The organism is Pseudomonas sp. 28 E 9 (assembly GCF_900004785.1).
Classification (GTDB): domain Bacteria; phylum Pseudomonadota; class Gammaproteobacteria; order Pseudomonadales; family Pseudomonadaceae; genus Aquipseudomonas; species Aquipseudomonas orientalis_A.
Map to the genome: position 1 here is coordinate 393,483 of NZ_CVTK01000054.1, position 17,619 is coordinate 411,101.

General features: G+C 60.4%; 15 protein-coding genes and 1 tRNA gene. 9 read left to right on the top strand and 7 right to left on the bottom strand.

From position 1 onward, the window contains the following. Positions 1-146 precede the first annotated feature (146 nt). The 4 genes from gpmI (at position 147) to BFQ00_RS23485 (ending at position 5,341) form a co-directional block, all read left to right on the top strand. A complete protein-coding gene (gene gpmI, locus BFQ00_RS23470; protein ID WP_065934898.1) occupies positions 147-1,673 on the top strand; it encodes a 2,3-bisphosphoglycerate-independent phosphoglycerate mutase in 1,527 nt (508 codons plus the stop codon). Positions 1,674-1,932: 259 nt separating this feature from the next. Next, positions 1,933-3,228 (top strand): murein hydrolase activator EnvC family protein, encoded by a 1,296-nt coding sequence (locus BFQ00_RS23475; protein ID WP_065934899.1) that lies wholly within the window; start codon positions 1,933-1,935, stop codon positions 3,226-3,228. A gap of 30 nt (positions 3,229-3,258) precedes the next feature. Beyond that, positions 3,259-4,566 (top strand): S41 family peptidase, encoded by a 1,308-nt coding sequence (locus BFQ00_RS23480; RefSeq protein WP_065885757.1) that lies wholly within the window; start codon positions 3,259-3,261, stop codon positions 4,564-4,566. A gap of 1 nt (position 4,567) precedes the next feature. Continuing rightward, on the top strand, positions 4,568-5,341 hold the full coding sequence (locus tag BFQ00_RS23485; protein ID WP_065934900.1) for a divergent polysaccharide deacetylase family protein: 774 nt from the start codon (positions 4,568-4,570) through the stop codon (positions 5,339-5,341). A gap of 109 nt (positions 5,342-5,450) precedes the next feature. On the opposite strand, the gene BFQ00_RS23490 is transcribed toward BFQ00_RS23485, so the two are convergent. The 6 genes from BFQ00_RS23490 to BFQ00_RS23515 form a co-directional block, all read right to left on the bottom strand. Next, positions 5,451-6,206, bottom strand: coding sequence for a substrate-binding periplasmic protein (locus BFQ00_RS23490; RefSeq protein WP_065934901.1), 756 nt, complete (start codon positions 6,204-6,206; stop codon positions 5,451-5,453). A gap of 66 nt (positions 6,207-6,272) precedes the next feature. Continuing rightward, positions 6,273-7,043: an imidazole glycerol phosphate synthase subunit HisF gene (hisF, locus tag BFQ00_RS23495; protein WP_017138643.1), complete on the bottom strand. Its 771-nt coding sequence runs from the start codon at positions 7,041-7,043 to the stop codon at positions 6,273-6,275. Positions 7,044-7,052: 9 nt separating this feature from the next. Continuing rightward, a complete protein-coding gene (gene hisA, locus BFQ00_RS23500) occupies positions 7,053-7,790 on the bottom strand; it encodes a 1-(5-phosphoribosyl)-5-[(5-phosphoribosylamino)methylideneamino]imidazole-4-carboxamide isomerase (protein ID WP_065885760.1) in 738 nt (245 codons plus the stop codon). 104 nt (positions 7,791-7,894) lie between these two features. After that, positions 7,895-8,533 (bottom strand): imidazole glycerol phosphate synthase subunit HisH, encoded by a 639-nt coding sequence (hisH, locus tag BFQ00_RS23505; RefSeq protein WP_057724503.1) that lies wholly within the window; start codon positions 8,531-8,533, stop codon positions 7,895-7,897. Beyond that, positions 8,533-9,126, bottom strand: coding sequence for an imidazoleglycerol-phosphate dehydratase HisB (hisB, locus tag BFQ00_RS23510; RefSeq protein WP_065885762.1), 594 nt, complete (start codon positions 9,124-9,126; stop codon positions 8,533-8,535). Before hisB ends, hisH begins: the two co-directional genes overlap by 1 nt. Positions 9,127-9,394: 268 nt before the next feature. Further along, positions 9,395-11,056 (bottom strand): OFA family MFS transporter, encoded by a 1,662-nt coding sequence (locus BFQ00_RS23515; protein ID WP_065885763.1) that lies wholly within the window; start codon positions 11,054-11,056, stop codon positions 9,395-9,397. Between the two features lie 324 nt (positions 11,057-11,380). On the opposite strand from BFQ00_RS23515, the gene BFQ00_RS23520 reads away from it, so the two are divergent. The 5 genes from BFQ00_RS23520 to BFQ00_RS23540 all read left to right on the top strand — a co-directional run bounded on the left by BFQ00_RS23520 (position 11,381) and on the right by BFQ00_RS23540 (position 15,954). Further along, the gene (locus BFQ00_RS23520) at positions 11,381-13,597 is read left to right on the top strand and encodes an AsmA family protein (protein ID WP_065934902.1); all 2,217 of its coding nucleotides are present in this window, start codon (positions 11,381-11,383) and stop codon (positions 13,595-13,597) included. Continuing rightward, positions 13,594-14,661 (top strand): A/G-specific adenine glycosylase, encoded by a 1,068-nt coding sequence (gene mutY / locus BFQ00_RS23525; protein ID WP_065885765.1) that lies wholly within the window; start codon positions 13,594-13,596, stop codon positions 14,659-14,661. The genes BFQ00_RS23520 and mutY overlap by 4 nt, the downstream gene beginning before the upstream one ends. Beyond that, positions 14,658-14,930, top strand: a complete 273-nt coding sequence (locus tag BFQ00_RS23530) for an oxidative damage protection protein (RefSeq protein ID WP_065885766.1) — start codon at positions 14,658-14,660, stop codon at positions 14,928-14,930. The genes mutY and BFQ00_RS23530 overlap by 4 nt, the downstream gene beginning before the upstream one ends. A 103-nt stretch (positions 14,931-15,033) precedes the next feature. After that, positions 15,034-15,109 (top strand) — tRNA-Phe (locus BFQ00_RS23535). Positions 15,110-15,282: 173 nt separating this feature from the next. Continuing rightward, entirely contained in the window at positions 15,283-15,954 is a 672-nt protein-coding gene (locus tag BFQ00_RS23540; RefSeq protein WP_065934903.1) for a hypothetical protein, read from the top strand. 372 nt (positions 15,955-16,326) lie between these two features. On the opposite strand, the gene BFQ00_RS28620 is transcribed toward BFQ00_RS23540, so the two are convergent. Further along, on the bottom strand, positions 16,327-17,520 hold the full coding sequence (locus BFQ00_RS28620; protein ID WP_083227420.1) for an IS4 family transposase: 1,194 nt from the start codon (positions 17,518-17,520) through the stop codon (positions 16,327-16,329). Between the last annotated feature and the right edge of the window lie 99 nt (positions 17,521-17,619).

The following is a 17,619-nucleotide window of genomic DNA, read 5'->3' on the forward strand; positions in this document are numbered from 1 at the left end:
AGGTTCCAGGGCGTTAAAATGGCGGTAAGTATACACAGCCGTCGGGGGCGGCCAACCCCCGTAAAGCGGTGACGCGGTTGGAACTTCGCTTTAAACTGCCACTCACTTTTCCATTGCCTTCCTTTATTACCGCCGCGAGAGGATCTATGACTACCACGCCTAAACCTTTGGTCCTGATAATTCTCGATGGCTTCGGACACAGTGAAAGCCACCACGACAACGCGGTGTACGCCGCCCGCAAGCCTGTGCTGGATCGTCTCACCGCCACCGTGCCCAACGGTTTGATCTCAGGCTCCGGCATGGACGTGGGCCTGCCGGACGGCCAGATGGGCAACTCGGAAGTCGGTCACATGAATCTCGGCGCCGGACGAGTGGTCTATCAAGACTTCACCCGCGTGACCAAAGCGATCCGCGATGGCGAGTTCTTCGAGAACCCGACCATCTGCGCAGCGGTGGACAAAGCCGTCGCCGCCGGCAAGGCCGTGCACTTCATGGGCCTGCTCTCGGATGGCGGCGTACACAGCCATCAGGACCATCTGGTGGCAATGGCCGAACTGGCCTTCAAGCGCGGCGCCGACAAGATCTACCTGCATGCCTTCCTTGACGGTCGCGACACCCCGCCCAAAAGCGCGCAGTCGTCCATCGAACTGCTGGACGCCACCTTCGCCGCTCTGGGCAAAGGCCGCATCGCCAGCCTGGTAGGCCGTTACTTTGCCATGGACCGCGACAACCGCTGGGACCGTGTGGCCCAGGCCTACAACCTGATCGTCGATGGCCAGGCCGAATTCAATGCCGCCACCGCCCAGCAAGGCCTGGAAGCCGCCTACGCCCGTGGCGAGAGCGATGAATTCGTCAAGGCCACCACCATCGGCGAGCCGGTGAAAGTCGAAGACGGCGACGCCATGGTGTTCATGAACTTCCGTGCCGACCGTGCCCGTGAGCTGAGCCATGTGTTTGTCGACGACGGTTTCAAGGACTTCGAACGCGCACGCCAGCCGAAAGTCGAGTTCGTCATGCTCACCCAATACGCCGCCAATATCCCGGCCCCGTCGGCTTTTGCGCCGGGCAGCCTGGAAAACGTGCTGGGCGATTACCTGGCGAAAAACGGCAAGACTCAACTGCGCATCGCCGAAACCGAAAAATATGCCCACGTGACCTTCTTCTTCTCCGGCGGACGTGAAGAACCTTTCCCCGGCGAAGAGCGCATCCTGATCCCATCGCCAAAAGTCGCCACCTACGACCTGCAGCCGGAAATGAGCGCACCGGAAGTCACCGACAAGATCGTCGACGCCATCGAGCATCAGCGTTATGACGTCATCGTGGTCAACTACGCCAACGGCGACATGGTCGGCCACAGCGGCAACCTGGAGGCTGCCACTAAGGCCGTGGAATGCCTGGACCTGTGCGTGGGACGCATCGTCGACGCCCTGGACAGCGTCGGTGGCGAAGCGCTGATCACCGCCGACCACGGCAACTGCGAGCAGATGTCCGACGAGTCCACCGGCCAGGCCCACACAGCCCACACCACCGAGCCGGTGCCGTTCATCTACGTCGGCAAGCGCGATTTCAAAGTGCGTAACGGCGGCGTACTGGCGGATGTGGCGCCGACCATGCTGATGCTGATGGGGCTGGAAAAGCCGAAGGAAATGACCGGGACCTCAATTCTGGTCTGATCTGAACAACACGGTAGATCCAATGTGGGAGGGGGCTTGCCCCCGATGACGGAGTGTCAGTCAACACTTATGTGACTGGTCCACCGCTATCGGGGGCAAGCCCCCTCCCACATTGGCCCTTGGGTGTTTGGAAGATATCTTTTTGCCATACCACCACCACTCGGCACCTATCTTGCCCGCCCGCTCCAATTGGACGTTTTTTTTGCGGCGCTTGGCGGGCATACTAGAGCGTCCCTTTCCCCTGGTGTCGCCCGCCTCTATGCTTCGCGCCTTGATTACCCTCGCTCTTGTCTGCCTGCTCCAACCGGCATTTGCCGATGAGCGTGCACAAACCCAACAACAGTTGGACGCTACGCGTCAGGACATTACCGAGCTGAAAAAACTGCTCGGCAAGCTCCAGGAAGAAAAATCCGGGGTGCAGAAAGACCTGCGCGGCACGGAAACCGAAATGGGCAAGCTGGAGAAGCAGGTCCAGGAGCTGCAAAAAGAATTAAAGAAGAGCGAGTCGGAACTGGAGCGACTCGACGCTGAGAAAAAAAAACTCCAGAGCGCACGCGTTGAACAGCAACGCCTGATCGCAATCCAGGCCCGCGCCGCCTACCAGAGCGGCCGCCAGGAATATCTCAAGCTGCTGCTCAACCAGCAGAACCCGGAAAAGTTCGCCCGCACCCTCACCTACTACGATTACCTGAGCCAGGCGCGCCTGGCGCAGTTGAAGGGTTTTAACGAAACGCTGCGCCAGTTGGCCAATGTCGAGCAGGAGATCAATGATCAGCAGGCCCAACTGCTCGACCAGAAGACCGCGCTCGACACCCAGCGCAACGAATTGGACAAGGTCCGCAAGGAACGCCAGCAAGCCCTGGCCAAGCTCAACAATGACGTAAAAGCCCGCGACGCCAAGCTCCAGGCCCGCGAGCAGGACCAGGCCGACCTGGCCAAAGTGCTCAAGACTATCGAAGAAACCCTGGCGCGCCAGGCACGCGAGGCTGAGGAGGCGCGGCAAAAAGCGCTGATCGCCCAGCAGGAAGCCGAAAAAAAGCGCCAGCGTGAGGCCGAACTGGCAGCCACTACCGATGCGCCGGCCCCGCGCAAACCGGCGCACGCAGCGCCTGGCCCGCTGGTTTCCAGCAGCGGCGAGTCGTTCGGCGGGCCTTTTGCTTCAGCGCGCGGCAAACTTCCATGGCCGGTTGATGGTCGACTGTTGGCACGCTTCGGCGAAGCCCGTGGCGATGACACCCGTGCCAAGTGGGACGGTGTGATGATCAGCGCCTCTGCGGGCAGCCAGGTCCACGCCGTCCACGGCGGGCGCGTGGTGTTTGCCGATTGGCTGCGCGGGGCCGGTCTGCTGGTAATTCTTGACCACGGTAATGGCTATTTGAGCCTTTACGGCCACAATCAGACGTTACTCAAGTCGGCAGGTGATGTGGTAAAAGCCGGTGAATCCATCTCCACTGTCGGTAACAGTGGTGGCCAGGACACCCCGGCGCTGTACTTCGCTATTCGTCAGCAGGGCCGCCCGAGCGACCCTGCACAATGGTGCAGATCCCAAGGATAGGGTCTCATCTACATTAGGAGTTCGTTCGACATGCTGCATTTGTCCCGCCTCACTTCGCTGGCCCTGACGATCGCCCTGGTGATCGGCGCGCCTCTGGCTTTTGCCGACCAGGCTGTTCCCGCCGCGACCGCTGCGACCACCAAGGCGCCGTTGCCGCTGGACGAGCTGCGCACCTTTGCCGAGGTCATGGACCGGATCAAGGCAGCCTATGTCGAACCCGTAGACGACAAGACCCTGCTGGAAAACGCCATCAAGGGCATGCTCAGCAACCTCGACCCGCATTCGGCCTACCTGGGCCCGGAAGACTTCGCTGAACTGCAGGAAAGCACCAGCGGTGAATTCGGTGGCCTGGGCATTGAGGTCGGTTCCGAAGACGGCAACATCAAGGTGGTCTCGCCCATCGACGACACCCCGGCATCCAAGGCCGGTATCCAGGCGGGTGACTTTATCGTCAAGATCAACGGCCAGCCGACCCGCGGCCAGACCATGACCGAAGCCGTCGACAAGATGCGCGGCAAGATCGGCCAGAAAATCACCCTGACCCTGGTGCGCGACGGCGGCAATCCGTTCGACGTGACCCTGACCCGCTCCACCATCGTGGTCAAGAGCGTGAAGAGCCAGTTGCTGGAGTCGGGCTACGGTTACATCCGCATCACCCAGTTCCAGGTCAAGACCGGCGACGAAGTGGCCAAGGCCCTGGCCAAGCTGCGCAAGGACAACGGCAAGAAGCTCAACGGCATCGTGCTCGACCTGCGTAACAACCCGGGCGGCGTGTTGCAGTCGGCGGTGGAAGTGGTCGACCACTTCATCACCAAGGGCCTGATCGTCTACACCAAGGGCCGCATCGCCAATTCCGAACTGCGCTTCTCGGCCACCGGCAACGATCTGAGCGAGAACGTGCCGCTGGCCGTGCTGATCAACGGCGGCAGCGCCTCGGCCTCGGAGATCGTCGCCGGCGCCCTGCAGGACCAGAAGCGCGGTGTGCTGATGGGCACCACGACCTTCGGTAAAGGCTCGGTGCAAACCGTATTGCCGCTCAACAACGAGCGTGCGCTGAAGATCACCACGGCGCTGTACTACACGCCCAATGGTCGCTCGATCCAGGCCCAGGGCATCGTGCCGGACATCGAAGTGCGCAAGGCCAAGATCACCAACGAGATCGACAGCGAGTACTACAAAGAGGCGGACCTGCAAGGCCACCTGGGCAATGGCAACGGCGGCGCCGACCAGCCGACCGGCAGCGGCGCCAAAGCCAAACCGATGCCGCAGGACGACGATTATCAGTTGGCCCAGGCGCTGAGCCTGCTCAAGGGCCTGAGCATCACGCGCAGCCGTTGATATGCGCGTTGCCCTGATCATTGCCTTGCTGTGCAGCCTGGCCGGATTCGCACAAGCGACGCCGGCCGGCGAGCCGCACAAAGCCTATCTCACTCTGATCATCGACGACCTCGGGCAGAACCTGCCCAGGGATCGTCGTGTGCTGGCCCTGCCCGGGCCGGTCACCACCGCGATCATGCCTGACACCCCTCACGCCACCGAATTCGCCCGCGAGGCCCACAAAGCCGGCAAGATCGTCATCCTGCATATGCCCATGGACCCGGCCACCGGTCCGTTTGCCTGGCACCCCGAGCTGTCGATCGAAGAACTGGCCAAGCGCCTGGACGCCGCCTTCGCGGCCGTGCCCTACACCGCCGGCATCAATAACCATATGGGCAGCCGCATGACGGCGCAGCCGCAGGCAATGGCGTGGTTAATGGGCGAGCTGCAGCGGCGCCACAAGTTCTTTGTGGACAGCCGTACCAGCGCACAGACTGTCGCCGCCGCCGAGGCGCAGAAGATTGGACTGGCGCATGTTTCGCGGGATGTGTTCCTGGATGACGAACGCACCGAGGCGGCGATCACCACGCAGCTGCAAACCGCAATCAAGCTGGCGCACAAGCAGGGTTCGGCGGTGATGATCGGGCACCCTTACCCCCAGACCCTGGCGGTGCTGGAGCGCGAATTGCCCAAGCTCAAGGCGCAGGGTGTGGAGTGGATCGATATCAAGCTGATGATCAGCGTGCGCAGTAATCGGGCCATGAGTGCCCACGGCAAAAACGGCATCTATCGCTGACGATATCCCCATCCTGTAGGAGCGAGCTCGCTCGCGAAAAACCTGAGAACGCCGCGCGTACCCAGGATGCTCGCGTTATCGTTGACGTCTTTCGCGAGCAAGCTCGCTCCTACAAATAGTTGGCCATGATCTGGTCGATACGGCCTTCTTTGCGTAACTCATCCAGCGCAGCCTGGAGCCTGGCAACCACCTCATCCGGCACATCCTTGTTCAACGCCAGGTAAAGCTGCGCACTGTTGAAACGCAGTACCGTCTTCAGCCCGTTCACCCCCACCTGCCGCGCCAGGTAGCGCCCAGCAGGGTCGCCGGTGGCCCACAGGTCGATCTGGCCCTCCATGAGCTTTTGCGCATTGTCCTGGTCTCGCAAGGCGACAACCGGATTGAGCCCCTGCTTGTCCAGACTCTGGGCAATGGCATCGCCTTTGTAGGCGCCAATCCTGTAGCGGCGCGCCTGCTCCAGGCCTTCCAACTGGATTTTGCTGTCAGCCTTGGCCAACAGCACCCAATCGTCCGGGCCGATGGGGCCGACCCATTTGAACAAGGCTTCACGGTCCGGCAAACGCGCCATGACGAACACACCATAGCCAGGCTTTTCCAGGGCGAGTTTGTAGATTCGCTCCCAGGGGAAACGCAGGGTGAGGTTGTAGGAAATGCCGGCACGCTTGAAGGTCTCGCGCATGATGTCCACGGCGATACCTTCGATGTTCTCGTCCCTGGCGAAGTTCTTGCCGTTTTTCGCCATGTTGTAAGGCGGGAAATTTTCCGTCAGCAGCACCAGGGAGGTGTCAGACGATTCGTCGGCGTGCACCGTAGCCGCCATGAGCATGGAGGAACTGGCAAGGGCGAGCAGCAGGTGTTTGAACATGAAGGCTACCGGAATCCATGGCAAGCGCAGAGAGTGCCGCGCGCCTGCCATGCTGTCCAGCGGCGTTTAGCGCACGACGATACCGCGCGCGGCCATGTAGGCCTTGGCCTCGGGGACGGTGTATTCGCCGAAGTGGAAAATACTCGCCGCCAGCACCGCGCTGGCATGCCCTTCGATGACGCCATCGGCCAAGTGCTGCAGGTTGCCGACGCCGCCGGAGGCGATCACCGGGATGCCAAGGGCATCGCTGATGGCGCGGGTTACGCCCAGGTCAAAGCCGTTTTTCATGCCGTCCTGGTCCATGCTGGTCAGCAGGATTTCACCGGCGCCGAGGGCTTCCATCTTCATCGCCCACTCCACCGCGTCCAGCCCGGTCGGTTTGCGCCCGCCGTGGGTGAAGATCTCCCAACGCGGGGTTTCGCCCGGGCCGGAAACTTTCTTGGCGTCGATGGCGACCACGATGCATTGCGAGCCGAAGTGCTGCGCGGCTTCGCCGACGAACTCCGGGTTGAACACAGCTGCAGTGTTGATCGAAACCTTGTCCGCGCCGGCATTGAGCAGGTTGCGGATGTCTTGCACGGTGCGCACGCCGCCGCCCACGGTCAGCGGGATAAACACCTGGCTGGCCATGCGTTCGACGGTGTGCAAGGTGGTGTCGCGGCCGTCGACGCTGGCGGTGATGTCGAGAAAGGTAATTTCGTCGGCGCCCTGTTCATCGTAGCGACGGGCGATTTCCACCGGGTCGCCGGCATCACGGATGTTCTCGAACTTGACGCCCTTGACCACGCGACCGTTGTCGACGTCCAGGCAAGGGATGATGCGTTTGGCCAGCGCCATGGTCAGTCCTCAGCCGTTGTAGGCATCGCAGTAAGCCTGGGCTTCGGCGACGTCCAGGGTGCCCTCATAAATCGCACGGCCCGTGATGGCGCCGATGATGCCAGGCGCCTTGGCGTCCAGCAGCGACTTGATGTCACCCAGGTTGTGGATACCGCCAGAGGCGATCACCGGGATTTTCGTCGCAGCGGCCAGCGCGGCGGTGAACGGTACGTTGCAGCCCTGCATCATGCCGTCTTTGGCGATGTCGGTATAAACGATGGCGGACACACCGTCGGCTTCGAACTGTTTAGCCAGGTCGATCACCTGCACAGTGCTGATTTCAGCCCAACCGTCGGTGGCGACAAAACCGTCCTTGGCATCCAGGCCGACGATAACCTTGCCTGGGAATGCGCGGCAGGCTTCGGCGACGAAGGCCGGGTCTTTTACGGCCTTGGTGCCGATGATCACGTAGCTCACGCCGGCCTTGACGTAATGCTCGATGGTTTCCAGCGAACGGATGCCGCCGCCGATCTGGATCGGCAGGTTCGGGTAGCGCCGGGCGATGGCGGTGACCACCTCGCCATTGACCGGCTGGCCTTCGAAGGCGCCGTTCAAGTCCACCAGATGCAGACGACGGCAGCCCCCTTCCACCCATTTGGCGGCCATGCTCACCGGGTCATCGGAGAACACCGTGGAATCTTCCATACGGCCCTGGCGCAGACGGACGCAGGCGCCGTCCTTGAGATCGATAGCGGGGATAATGAGCATGCTTTTCCTTCGTCAAAGAGCTGCAAGCTGCAAGCTATTAGCTGCAAGCAAGCACGCGTATCAATTCTTGCAGCTTATAGCTTGAAGCTTTCAGCTGCTCTTTCTTACCACCGCCCATCCCACGCGGCGAAGTTCTGCAACAACTGCAGGCCATGGGTATGGCTCTTCTCCGGGTGAAACTGCACGGCAAAGCGCGAACCGTCGGCCAGCGCGGCGGCGAAGTCGACGCCGTAATGCCCGCCCCCCACCACCTGGCGCGGGTTACCGGCGGCGATGTAATAGCTGTGCACAAAGTAGAAGCGCGCCATGTCCGGAATCTCGTGCCACAGCGGGTGATCCACCGCGCGACGCACTTCGTTCCAGCCCATGTGCGGCACCTTGAGGTGCTCGCCGTCTTCATGCAGGTCTTTGCCGAAGAACTTCACCTGGCCGGGAAACAGACCGATGCAGTCGACGCCGCCGTTCTCTTCACTGCTGTCGAGCAAGGCTTGCATGCCCACGCAGATGCCGAGGAACGGACGGTCCTGGCTGACTTCGCGCACCAGGCTGTCAAAGCCCAGGCGACGGATCTCGGCCATGCAATCGCGAATCGCGCCAACGCCTGGAAACACCACGCGGTCGGCTTCACGAATCACATTGGCATCGCTGGTGATCAGCACCTTGCCGGCACCCACGTGCTCGAGGGCCTTGGCCACCGAGTGCAGGTTACCCATGCCGTAATCGATAACCGCGACCGTCTGCATTACAGAACGCCCTTGGTCGAAGGCATTTGCCCGGCCATGCGCTCATCCAGCTCCACGGCCATGCGCAGCGCGCGGCCGAAAGCCTTGAACACGGTTTCGATCTGGTGGTGGGTGTTGGTGCCGCGCAGGTTGTCGATGTGCAGGCTGACCAGGGCGTGGTTGACGAAACCCTGGAAGAATTCCTGGAACAGGTCGACGTCAAAGCCACCCACGGTGGCGCGGGTGTAGGGCACGTGCATCTGCAGGCCTGGGCGGCCGGAGAAGTCGATGACCACGCGCGACAGCGCTTCGTCCAGCGGGACATAGGCGTGGCCGTAGCGACGGATGCCTTTTTTGTCGCCGATGGCCTTGGCAAAGGCCTGGCCGAGGGTGATGCCCACGTCTTCCACCGTGTGGTGGTCGTCGATGTGCAGGTCGCCCTTGCTGACGATATCCAGGTCGATCAGCCCATGACGGGCGATCTGGTCCAGCATGTGCTCAAGAAAAGGTACACCGATATCAAATCGGGCCTTTCCGGTGCCATCCAGGTTGATCGAGGCTTTGATCTGGGTTTCCAGAGTGTCGCGCTCGACGGACGCCATACGTTCGACCATCACCAGCTCCGCAAATCATTGGGCGAAAAAGGCAGCCATTATAGGGGCGCGGGCGCTAAACAGAAACATCGAAGGGGATAAGACTGACGAGTTGAATCGGGGAATGTCGGGGATAGACATGTGCATACATGTGGGACCCAGCCCACCAGAACACTGGTCAACCAATGTGGGAGGGGGCTTGCCCCCGATAGCGGTGGGTCAGTCAACAATGCATTGACTGATTCGCCGCCATCGGGGGCAAGCCCCCTCCCACAAGGGTTTTGCAGTGTTAGTGGAACAGTACTGCGGTCTTCTGCAGGGTCACCCACACACCCCACGCCAACGGAATGCCCACTACCAGCCAGGCGGCGACCGCCAATGGCTTGCTGCCAGGGGAGGCTTTCCACTCCAGCACGGTGCTGGCATCAGCGCCTTTGTCATGGCCCAGCGCCTGCTCGGCGGCCAGTTCGGCGTCGGTCATGAAGTATTTGTCGGCTACCGGACGTACCAGCAGGTTGCAGATAAAGCCCAGCACCAGCAGGCCAGCGAGGATGTACAAGGTGATGTCGTAGGCCGCAGCGCGTTCAACGCCGATGCTCAACTGATATTCACGCAGGTAGTTCACCAGCACCGGGCCCAATACGCCGGCAGCGGCCCAGGCGGTCAGCAGGCGACCATGGATGGCGCCGACCATTTGCGTACCGAACAGGTCGGCCAGGTAAGCCGGGACCGTGGCAAAACCACCGCCGTACATCGACAGGATGATGCAGAACGCCGCCACGAACAGTGCCACGTTGCCCAGGTGCCCCAGGTTCGGGATCAGCGCGTACAGGGCAAAGCCCAGGGCGAAGAACACGAAGTAGGTATTTTTGCGCCCCAGGTAGTCGGAGAACGACGCCCAGAAGAACCGGCCACCGATGTTGAACAGGCTCAACAGGCCGGTGAAGCCTGCCGCAATGGCGGCGATCGATGCGAGTTGCCCGGCATCCAGCTGACCAAACGGTACATCCAGCCCCAGCAATTTGCCGCCGAACACTTCCTGCAACAGCGGCGAAGCCATGCCGAGGATACCGATACCGGCTGACACGTTCAGGCACAGCACCAGCCATACCAGACGGAATTGCGGGGTCTTCCACGCCACGTTCACATGCACATGACGGTGCGTGATCATCGCGTTGCTGGCTTTTTTCGCCGGCGCGGTCCAGCCCTCAGGCTTCCAGCCGGTCGGCGGAACGCGATAGGACAAGGCGCCGCCGATCATGAACACGAAGTAGATCGCAGCCATGACCAGGAAGCTCTGCCATACGCCCACGCTGGTCGGCGAGGCGAAGTGGCCCATCAGTGCTGCCGCCAGCGGTGCACCGACCATCGCGCCGCCGCCGAAGCCCATGATCGCCATGCCGGTCGCCATGCCGCGCTTGTCCGGGAACCACTTGATCAGGGTCGATACGGGCGAGATATAGCCCAGGCCCAGGCCGATACCGCCGATGACCCCGGAGCCGATCCACATCAGCCAGATCTGGTGGGTATAGATACCCAACGCCGAGATCAGCAGGCCGCCGCACCAGCACAACGCCGAGACAACACCGGCCTTGCGTGGCCCGGCATGTTCCAGCCAGCCGCCCCAGATCGCTGCCGAGCAGCCCAGGAAGATGAAGAACAGGGTGTAGATCCAGCCCAGCATGGAGATGGGCCAGTCGCATTGGGACGAGAAGACCTGGGCGATAAAGCTCATGTCCGGCGCGCAGGCGACCGGCGCAGTGATGCCCAGCGCCTTGGACAGCGGCAGCCAGAACACCGAGAAGCCGTAGGCCATGCCGATGCACAGGTGGATGGCCAGCGCGGCCGGTGGAACCAGCCAGCGGTTGAAGCCGGGCTTGGCGATAATGCGTTCCTTGGACAGGAACGCAGGCGGTGCGGCATTGGTACCGGCCGCAGTGCTAGTGCTCATTGGTGTTTCCCCCAGTTATTGGTATGCATCCGTCAGGCGCGCTTCCCCTCGGCCTTGCACGCAATGCGTGGCCGTTTTTGTGAGTGAAGCTCCATTTTGGCGCGACGATACGTCGCAGAAGGCGGACGAACGCGCAGAGATTAGCACCTGCAGATGCGAGAAAAACCAAATTGACATCACTTTTTTCAACCTATCTGTTTTATTTGACGCCAAAATCCCGTTTCGCTGGTCGTAGATACAATGTAACGATCCACGAACTGATGCAGGCCTTCGGGCGGTATACTCTGCGGCTAAATTTTGAAATCGACATACAAGGACTCGCCCATGAAAGCGTTCGGCAAAATCCTGGGTCTGGTATTTCTCGGGCTGTTGCTGATCATTGTGGCTCTCGGCTTTGCCCTGACCCATCTCTTCGATCCCAACGACTACAAAGAAGAAATTCGCCAGATTGCCCGCGACAAGGCCCACATCGAGCTGACGCTCAATGGCGACATCGGCTGGAGCCTGTTCCCCTGGCTGGGCCTGGAGCTGCACGAAGCCGGCGTGGCAACCCTGACCAATCCGACCCAACCGTTTGCCGACCTGCAGATGCTCGGTCTGTCGGTACGTGTGCTGCCGTTGCTGCGCCGCGAAGTGCAGATGAGCGATGTGCGGGTCGAGGGCCTGAACCTGCGCCTGAACCGCGACAAGAACGGCCACGGCAACTGGGAAGACATCGGCAAGAACCTGCCCGACGAAACCCCGGGTGCCGCCACCCCGGCGCCGACCGAACCGGTGGCTGAAGCCAAGCCGGAAAAACCGCCGCAGCCGATCCGCCTGGACATCGACAGCCTGACCATCAACAACGCACGCGTTGAATACAACGATGAACAGACCGGCAAGCAGTTGAGCGCCGAAAGCATCCAGCTCAGTGCCGGCGCCATTCACGAAGGCGCCAATATTCCGCTGAAACTCACCGCTTTCCTGGGCAGCAACCAGCCGGTCATGCGCCTCAAAACCGAGCTGAACGGTAACTTGCGCATCCAGCGCGCCCTCAAGCGCTACCAGTTCGAAGACATGCGCCTGAGCGGCGAAGCCACTGGCGAACCCTTGCAGGGCAAGACGCTGACCTTCTCCACCCAGGGTCAATTGCTGGTCGATCTTGCCGCCAACATCGCCGAATGGACCAACCTGAAACTCTCGGCCAACCAATTGCGCGCACTGGGCGAACTGCGGGCCACTGACCTGAGCAACACCCCGCAGATCAGCGGCGCGCTGTCGGTCGCGCAGTTTGACCTGGCCAAGTTTCTCGAGAGCGTCGGCCACCCTCTGCCGGCCATGGCACCGGGCAGCCTGAGCAAAGTCGAACTGGTCAGCCGCCTCACAGGCACGCCGACCAATGTCGCGCTGGAGGACCTGAACCTGAAACTCGATGGCAGCACCTTCACCGGTCGCGTTGCCGTGGATGATTTCGCCAAGCAGTCACTGCGCGTGCAGCTCAAGGGCGACACCTTCAATGCCGACAATTACCTGCCGGCCAAATCCGAAGCCGCCAAAGGCACGGCGGCCGCACGCCAGGCCGAAGTGCAAAGCAGCGAGGCCGGTGCGATGGCCGCCGGCGGTAACAGCCCACTGCCGGAAGCGCCGACCAAAGCCGCCTGGAGCAGCGACAAACTGCTGCCGCTGACCCGCCTGCGCAGCCTGGATATCAACGCGGACCTTGCGTTCGGCCAACTGACCTTGAGCCAGCTGCCGATCCAGAACGCGGTACTGAAAGCCTCGGGCGTCGATGGCCAGCTCAGCCTCGACGCGCTGAGCGGTGGCCTCTACAACGGCACGTTCCAGGCCAACGGCACCCTCGATGTACGCCAGGACACCCCGCTCCTGGCGCTGCAAACCCATATCAAGCAGGTACCGGTAGAAAAAATCCTGCAGGCCCAGGGCAAAACCCCACCAGTCAAAGGCCTGGTCACCCTGGACAGCAACCTGACCGGGCGTGGCAACAGCCAGAAGGCCTTGATCGACAGCCTCAACGGCACCGCCGGCATCGTCATCAACAACGGTGTGCTGCTCAACGCCAACATCGAGCAACAACTGTGTACCGGTATCGCCCTGCTCAACCGCAAAACCCTGAGCACCACGCCCCAAGGCAAGGACACGCCCTTCCAGGAACTGCGCGGCAACCTGACGTTGCGCAACGGCGTGGCCAGCAACCCTGACCTGAAAGTGCGCATTCCGGGGCTGACCCTCAACGGCAATGGCGATGTCGACCTTCGCGTACTGGGCATGGACTACCGGGTGGGTATCATCGTCGAAGGCGACCAGCGCGACGTGCCGGACCCGGCCTGCCAGGTCGGCGCCAACTTCCAGGGTATCGAAGTGCCGCTGCGTTGCCGTGGCCCGCTGGAACTGGGCGCCAAGGCCTGTCGCCTGGACAAGGACGGCCTCGGCCAGGTCGCCATCAAAGCGGCGGGCAATCGTCTCAACGAGAAACTCGAAGAGAAGCTCGACAAGGTCAATCCCAAGCTTAAAGACGCATTGAAAGGCCTGTTCAACCGATGAGAAACGAGCAGTTTTCACAGGCGGTGCTGGACTGGTACGACCGCCACGGTCGCCACGACCTGCCCTGGCAACAGGGCATCACGCCATATCGGGTGTGGGTGTCGGAGATCATGCTGCAACAGACCCAGGTCAGCACCGTGCTCAATTACTTCGACCGGTTCATGGCGTCCTTGCCGACGGTCCAGGCACTGGCCGCCGCGCCGGAAGACGAAGTGCTGCACCTGTGGACCGGCCTGGGTTACTACACCCGGGCGCGCAACCTGCAAAAGACTGCAAAGATCGTGGTCGCCGAATACGGCGGCGAGTTTCCCAGGGATGTCGAAAAACTCACCGAGCTGCCCGGCATCGGCCTGTCCACCGCTGGCGCAATCGCCAGCCTGAGCATGGGCCTGCGTGCGCCGATCCTCGACGGCAACGTCAAGCGCGTGCTGGCACGCTTTACCGCACAAGAGGGCTACCCTGGCGAACCCAAGGTCGCCAAGCAACTGTGGGCGACCGCAGAGCGCTTTACGCCACACGACCGCGTCAACGCCTACACCCAGGCGATGATGGACATGGGCGCCACGCTATGCACCCGCAGCAAACCCAGTTGCCTGCTGTGCCCGCTGGAAAAAGGCTGCGAAGCCCACATGCTTGGCCTGGAGACGCGCTACCCGATCCCCAAGCCACGCAAGACCATCCCCCAGAAGCGCACGCTGATGCCGATGCTCGCCAATGCCGAAGGCGCGATCCTGCTTTACCGTCGCCCCTCCACGGGCCTGTGGGGCGGTTTATGGAGCCTGCCGGAACTGGACGACCTGGAAGACCTGGATCATCTGGCCAACCAGCACGCGCTGGCCTTGGGCAAACATCAGGAACTGCCGGGGCTGATCCACACCTTCAGCCACTTCCAGCTGGCCATCGAACCCTGGCTGGTCCAGGTCGAGGAAAGCGCCCATCACGTGGCCGAGGCCGACTGGCTCTGGTATAACCTCGCCACCCCACCGCGCCTGGGCCTTGCCGCCCCGGTGAAAAAACTGCTGAAGCGCGCGGCTGAAGTATTGAACGCAGGAGAGTCGTCATGACCCGCACCATCATGTGCCGCAAGTACCACGAAGAACTGCCCGCCCTCGAACGCGCCCCTTTTCCGGGTGCCAAAGGCCAGGACATCTACGATAACGTCTCCGCCAAGGCGTGGGCCGACTGGCAAAAACACCAGACCCTGCTCATCAACGAAAAACGCTTGAACATGATGAACGCCGAAGACCGCAAATACCTGCAGGGCGAAATGGACAAGTTCTTTTCCGGCGAGGATTACGCCAAGGCCGACGGCTACGTACCACCTGCTCAATAATTGATCAAAAACCGGGGTCTGCACGTAAGCGACGGTAATAATTAAATATTTTTTGAAAACTTGCTTGACGACCCCCTGAAAAACCCGTTTAATGCGCCCCGTTGCCCAGATAGCTCAGTCGGTAGAGCAGGGGATTGAAAATCCCCGTGTCGGCGGTTCGATTCCGTCTCTGGGCACCAAAATACCGAGAAACCCCAAGGAACAATGTGTTCCTTGGGGTTTTTTATTGCCTGCGATTTAATGGCGGCCGGCTGCGTGCGGTCACGATGTCGCAGCAGCACGATTGAGGGTTGTTTTTCTCTGGACTCAATCGTCCAGCCTTTACCCAATTCCCAGTTGTAAGGTTTTTTCCATGACCCGCTTCTTGCTCTGCACGCTCTTGCTACTGACCGCAATGGTCAGTGGATGCGCCACGCAAATGGACGTAGCAATCAACGCAACGCCTGACCCCGACTACCACTTCGACCGCCAGGCCACCGTACTGGTGACGTCCACCGGCGGCAGCGACGAAAACGCGCTCAACGCCCGCTACTACCTGCGCGACATGGTCGGCGCCATGAAAGACCAGGGCTTTCGCAATGTCTTCACCGACACCACCCTGCCCAAAGACCATGCACCGATCAAAATGACCGTCACCCTGGACGTCGACAGCAAGCAAGTCACCTACCGCTATACCGCCACCGAATACGGCCAGGTGGCAAACAGCACCACCACGCAGTGCAAGAAGAACAAAAAGAAAACCGACCAGCTGACCTGCACCAGCACCCCAAACACCACCTACGGCCCCGTAGGCACCTCTGAGCGCACCGGTTACACCACCCTCACCACGTTCAGGGCCACCGCCCGGGATGAGGCGAGCAAGCGCGCGGTGTACGTGCTGCGGGCGTCGTCCTACAACGACGACTGCCAGGCCGCGAAGGTAGAAGCCTTTTTGGTGGAACAGGGGCTGCGCAATCTGAATTTCCAGGATCGGGTGCAGCGTAATTACACGGTTACGATGCCGGAGGGGTTTCGTTGTAAATAAGTGCTACGTGGCCTGGGGCAGAGCTTTTCTCCAACGCTTTTCACTTATCTGAGCCGTGTTTTTGAGATGACGTAGGCCCTCTTGAGGCCCTTAGCTCCTATAAAACGGGCATCAGGCCGCTCACTTTTCGAGATAATCGAAAGCTTGCTAGAGATAATTTCCGGTAAGGAGTTTGCTCATCAAAGTGGACGGAACAGCGCAAGGCGCTGACCCATTGCGAGAAATCGCGAATATCGAAAGGGCGATGGACTAAAAACAGGAAAAACAGGGGTCAGACCACGTTTAGTGCTCCGCCAGAAGAATAGTGGTCTGACCCCATTTTTCTCATCCCGAGTAAAAACAGGGGTCAGACCCTGAGGAATCCCCACAAATTCATCCTAAGCTCTGCGCTTGATGGCGCACCTCATCACGCAGAGCCCGCTCCAATATTTCCAAGTGTTCTCGTCCTCCAAAATCTGTGCAGATTCGCCAGTATTCCAAGCCTAGTCGCCACAATGAAAGCACTCGCTTTTCTTTGATGCTGTTGCTTTGGTAGCGTCGCTCCAAGCCGCGTTCTCGTGCCTGCAACCCCGTTAAAAACAGAAGGTAGTTGGCCAAAGCAGCAATCAACAACAACACCTCAATGCGCTTTGGACAGTGGCTTCGATGCAGATTCAGGCCTAATCCCAAGTGCTCACTTTTTACATCTCGAAAGCCTTCTTCGATCTGCATACGGCGCTTATAGATCGCCACTATTTTTGCTGGATTCCATTCGTCTTGCCTCAGATTGCTGGCAAGCAACCAGGGCTCCCGTTCACGCCTGGCTGACTGTCGGCTGAGCTTACTTTTGGCGATTGAGCCAGTCACTCGTTGATGCTTTCGGCCCTTGGCTGAATGTCGCACGCAGTACAAATTGATCAAGTGCGGAGCGCTACGCGTCATCTCGACCCGACCAAGCGACTTGGGTGACGAAGTGGCCAAAGCATAGAGATCTTGCACGGGCAGCCACTCATTTTCGTCACCACGATAAAGCTCCCGATTTCGTATACGAGCCACGTAGTACCAGCCCTGTGCGGCCACTGCTTTCATCCATGGGCGCCGGAAACCTGCATCAGTAACCATCACTGGAACACATCCATCGGGCAGTAGTTCAGCCAGTGTTTTGAGCAGGCGGTTTTGATATTTGGGGCAGCCCTCGCGTTCATGAACACTTTCATAAATAGGGAATGAGCGCCCCGCTAGAGGTATCGCGGCCCTCAACAAAAAAGCGTTGCCGGGAGCATCAATTCGGGACCAGTCAACCAAGATTAATGGGTGCTTCACCGACCCCAGCAATGCCCGCAGGATCACCCAGTAGAACAGCGGACGCTCTGCTCTGAGGTGTTGATTGCCCAGTAACCGATCAACCCGCTTGATTGCATGTTTGGGGAATGCCTGACCTGGCATAAAACGTCCGAGCGCTGTCAGCGTCAGGCGGCGGCCTTGCAGTAACGAACTGACACAACTCATCAGTGTTGTCAGGCGACGAGAGTGGATTGAAGGCAGTGCTTGAGCGAGCGCTCTGTGTAAAAATCGGATGGCCTGCATGGGTTTGGGATCTTGTTTTTGTGTGGTGCAAACCAAGTTGCCGACTCATGCAGGCTTCTTCAATAACTCCAACTTCTTGATTTTTCGTAAGAAAAATCG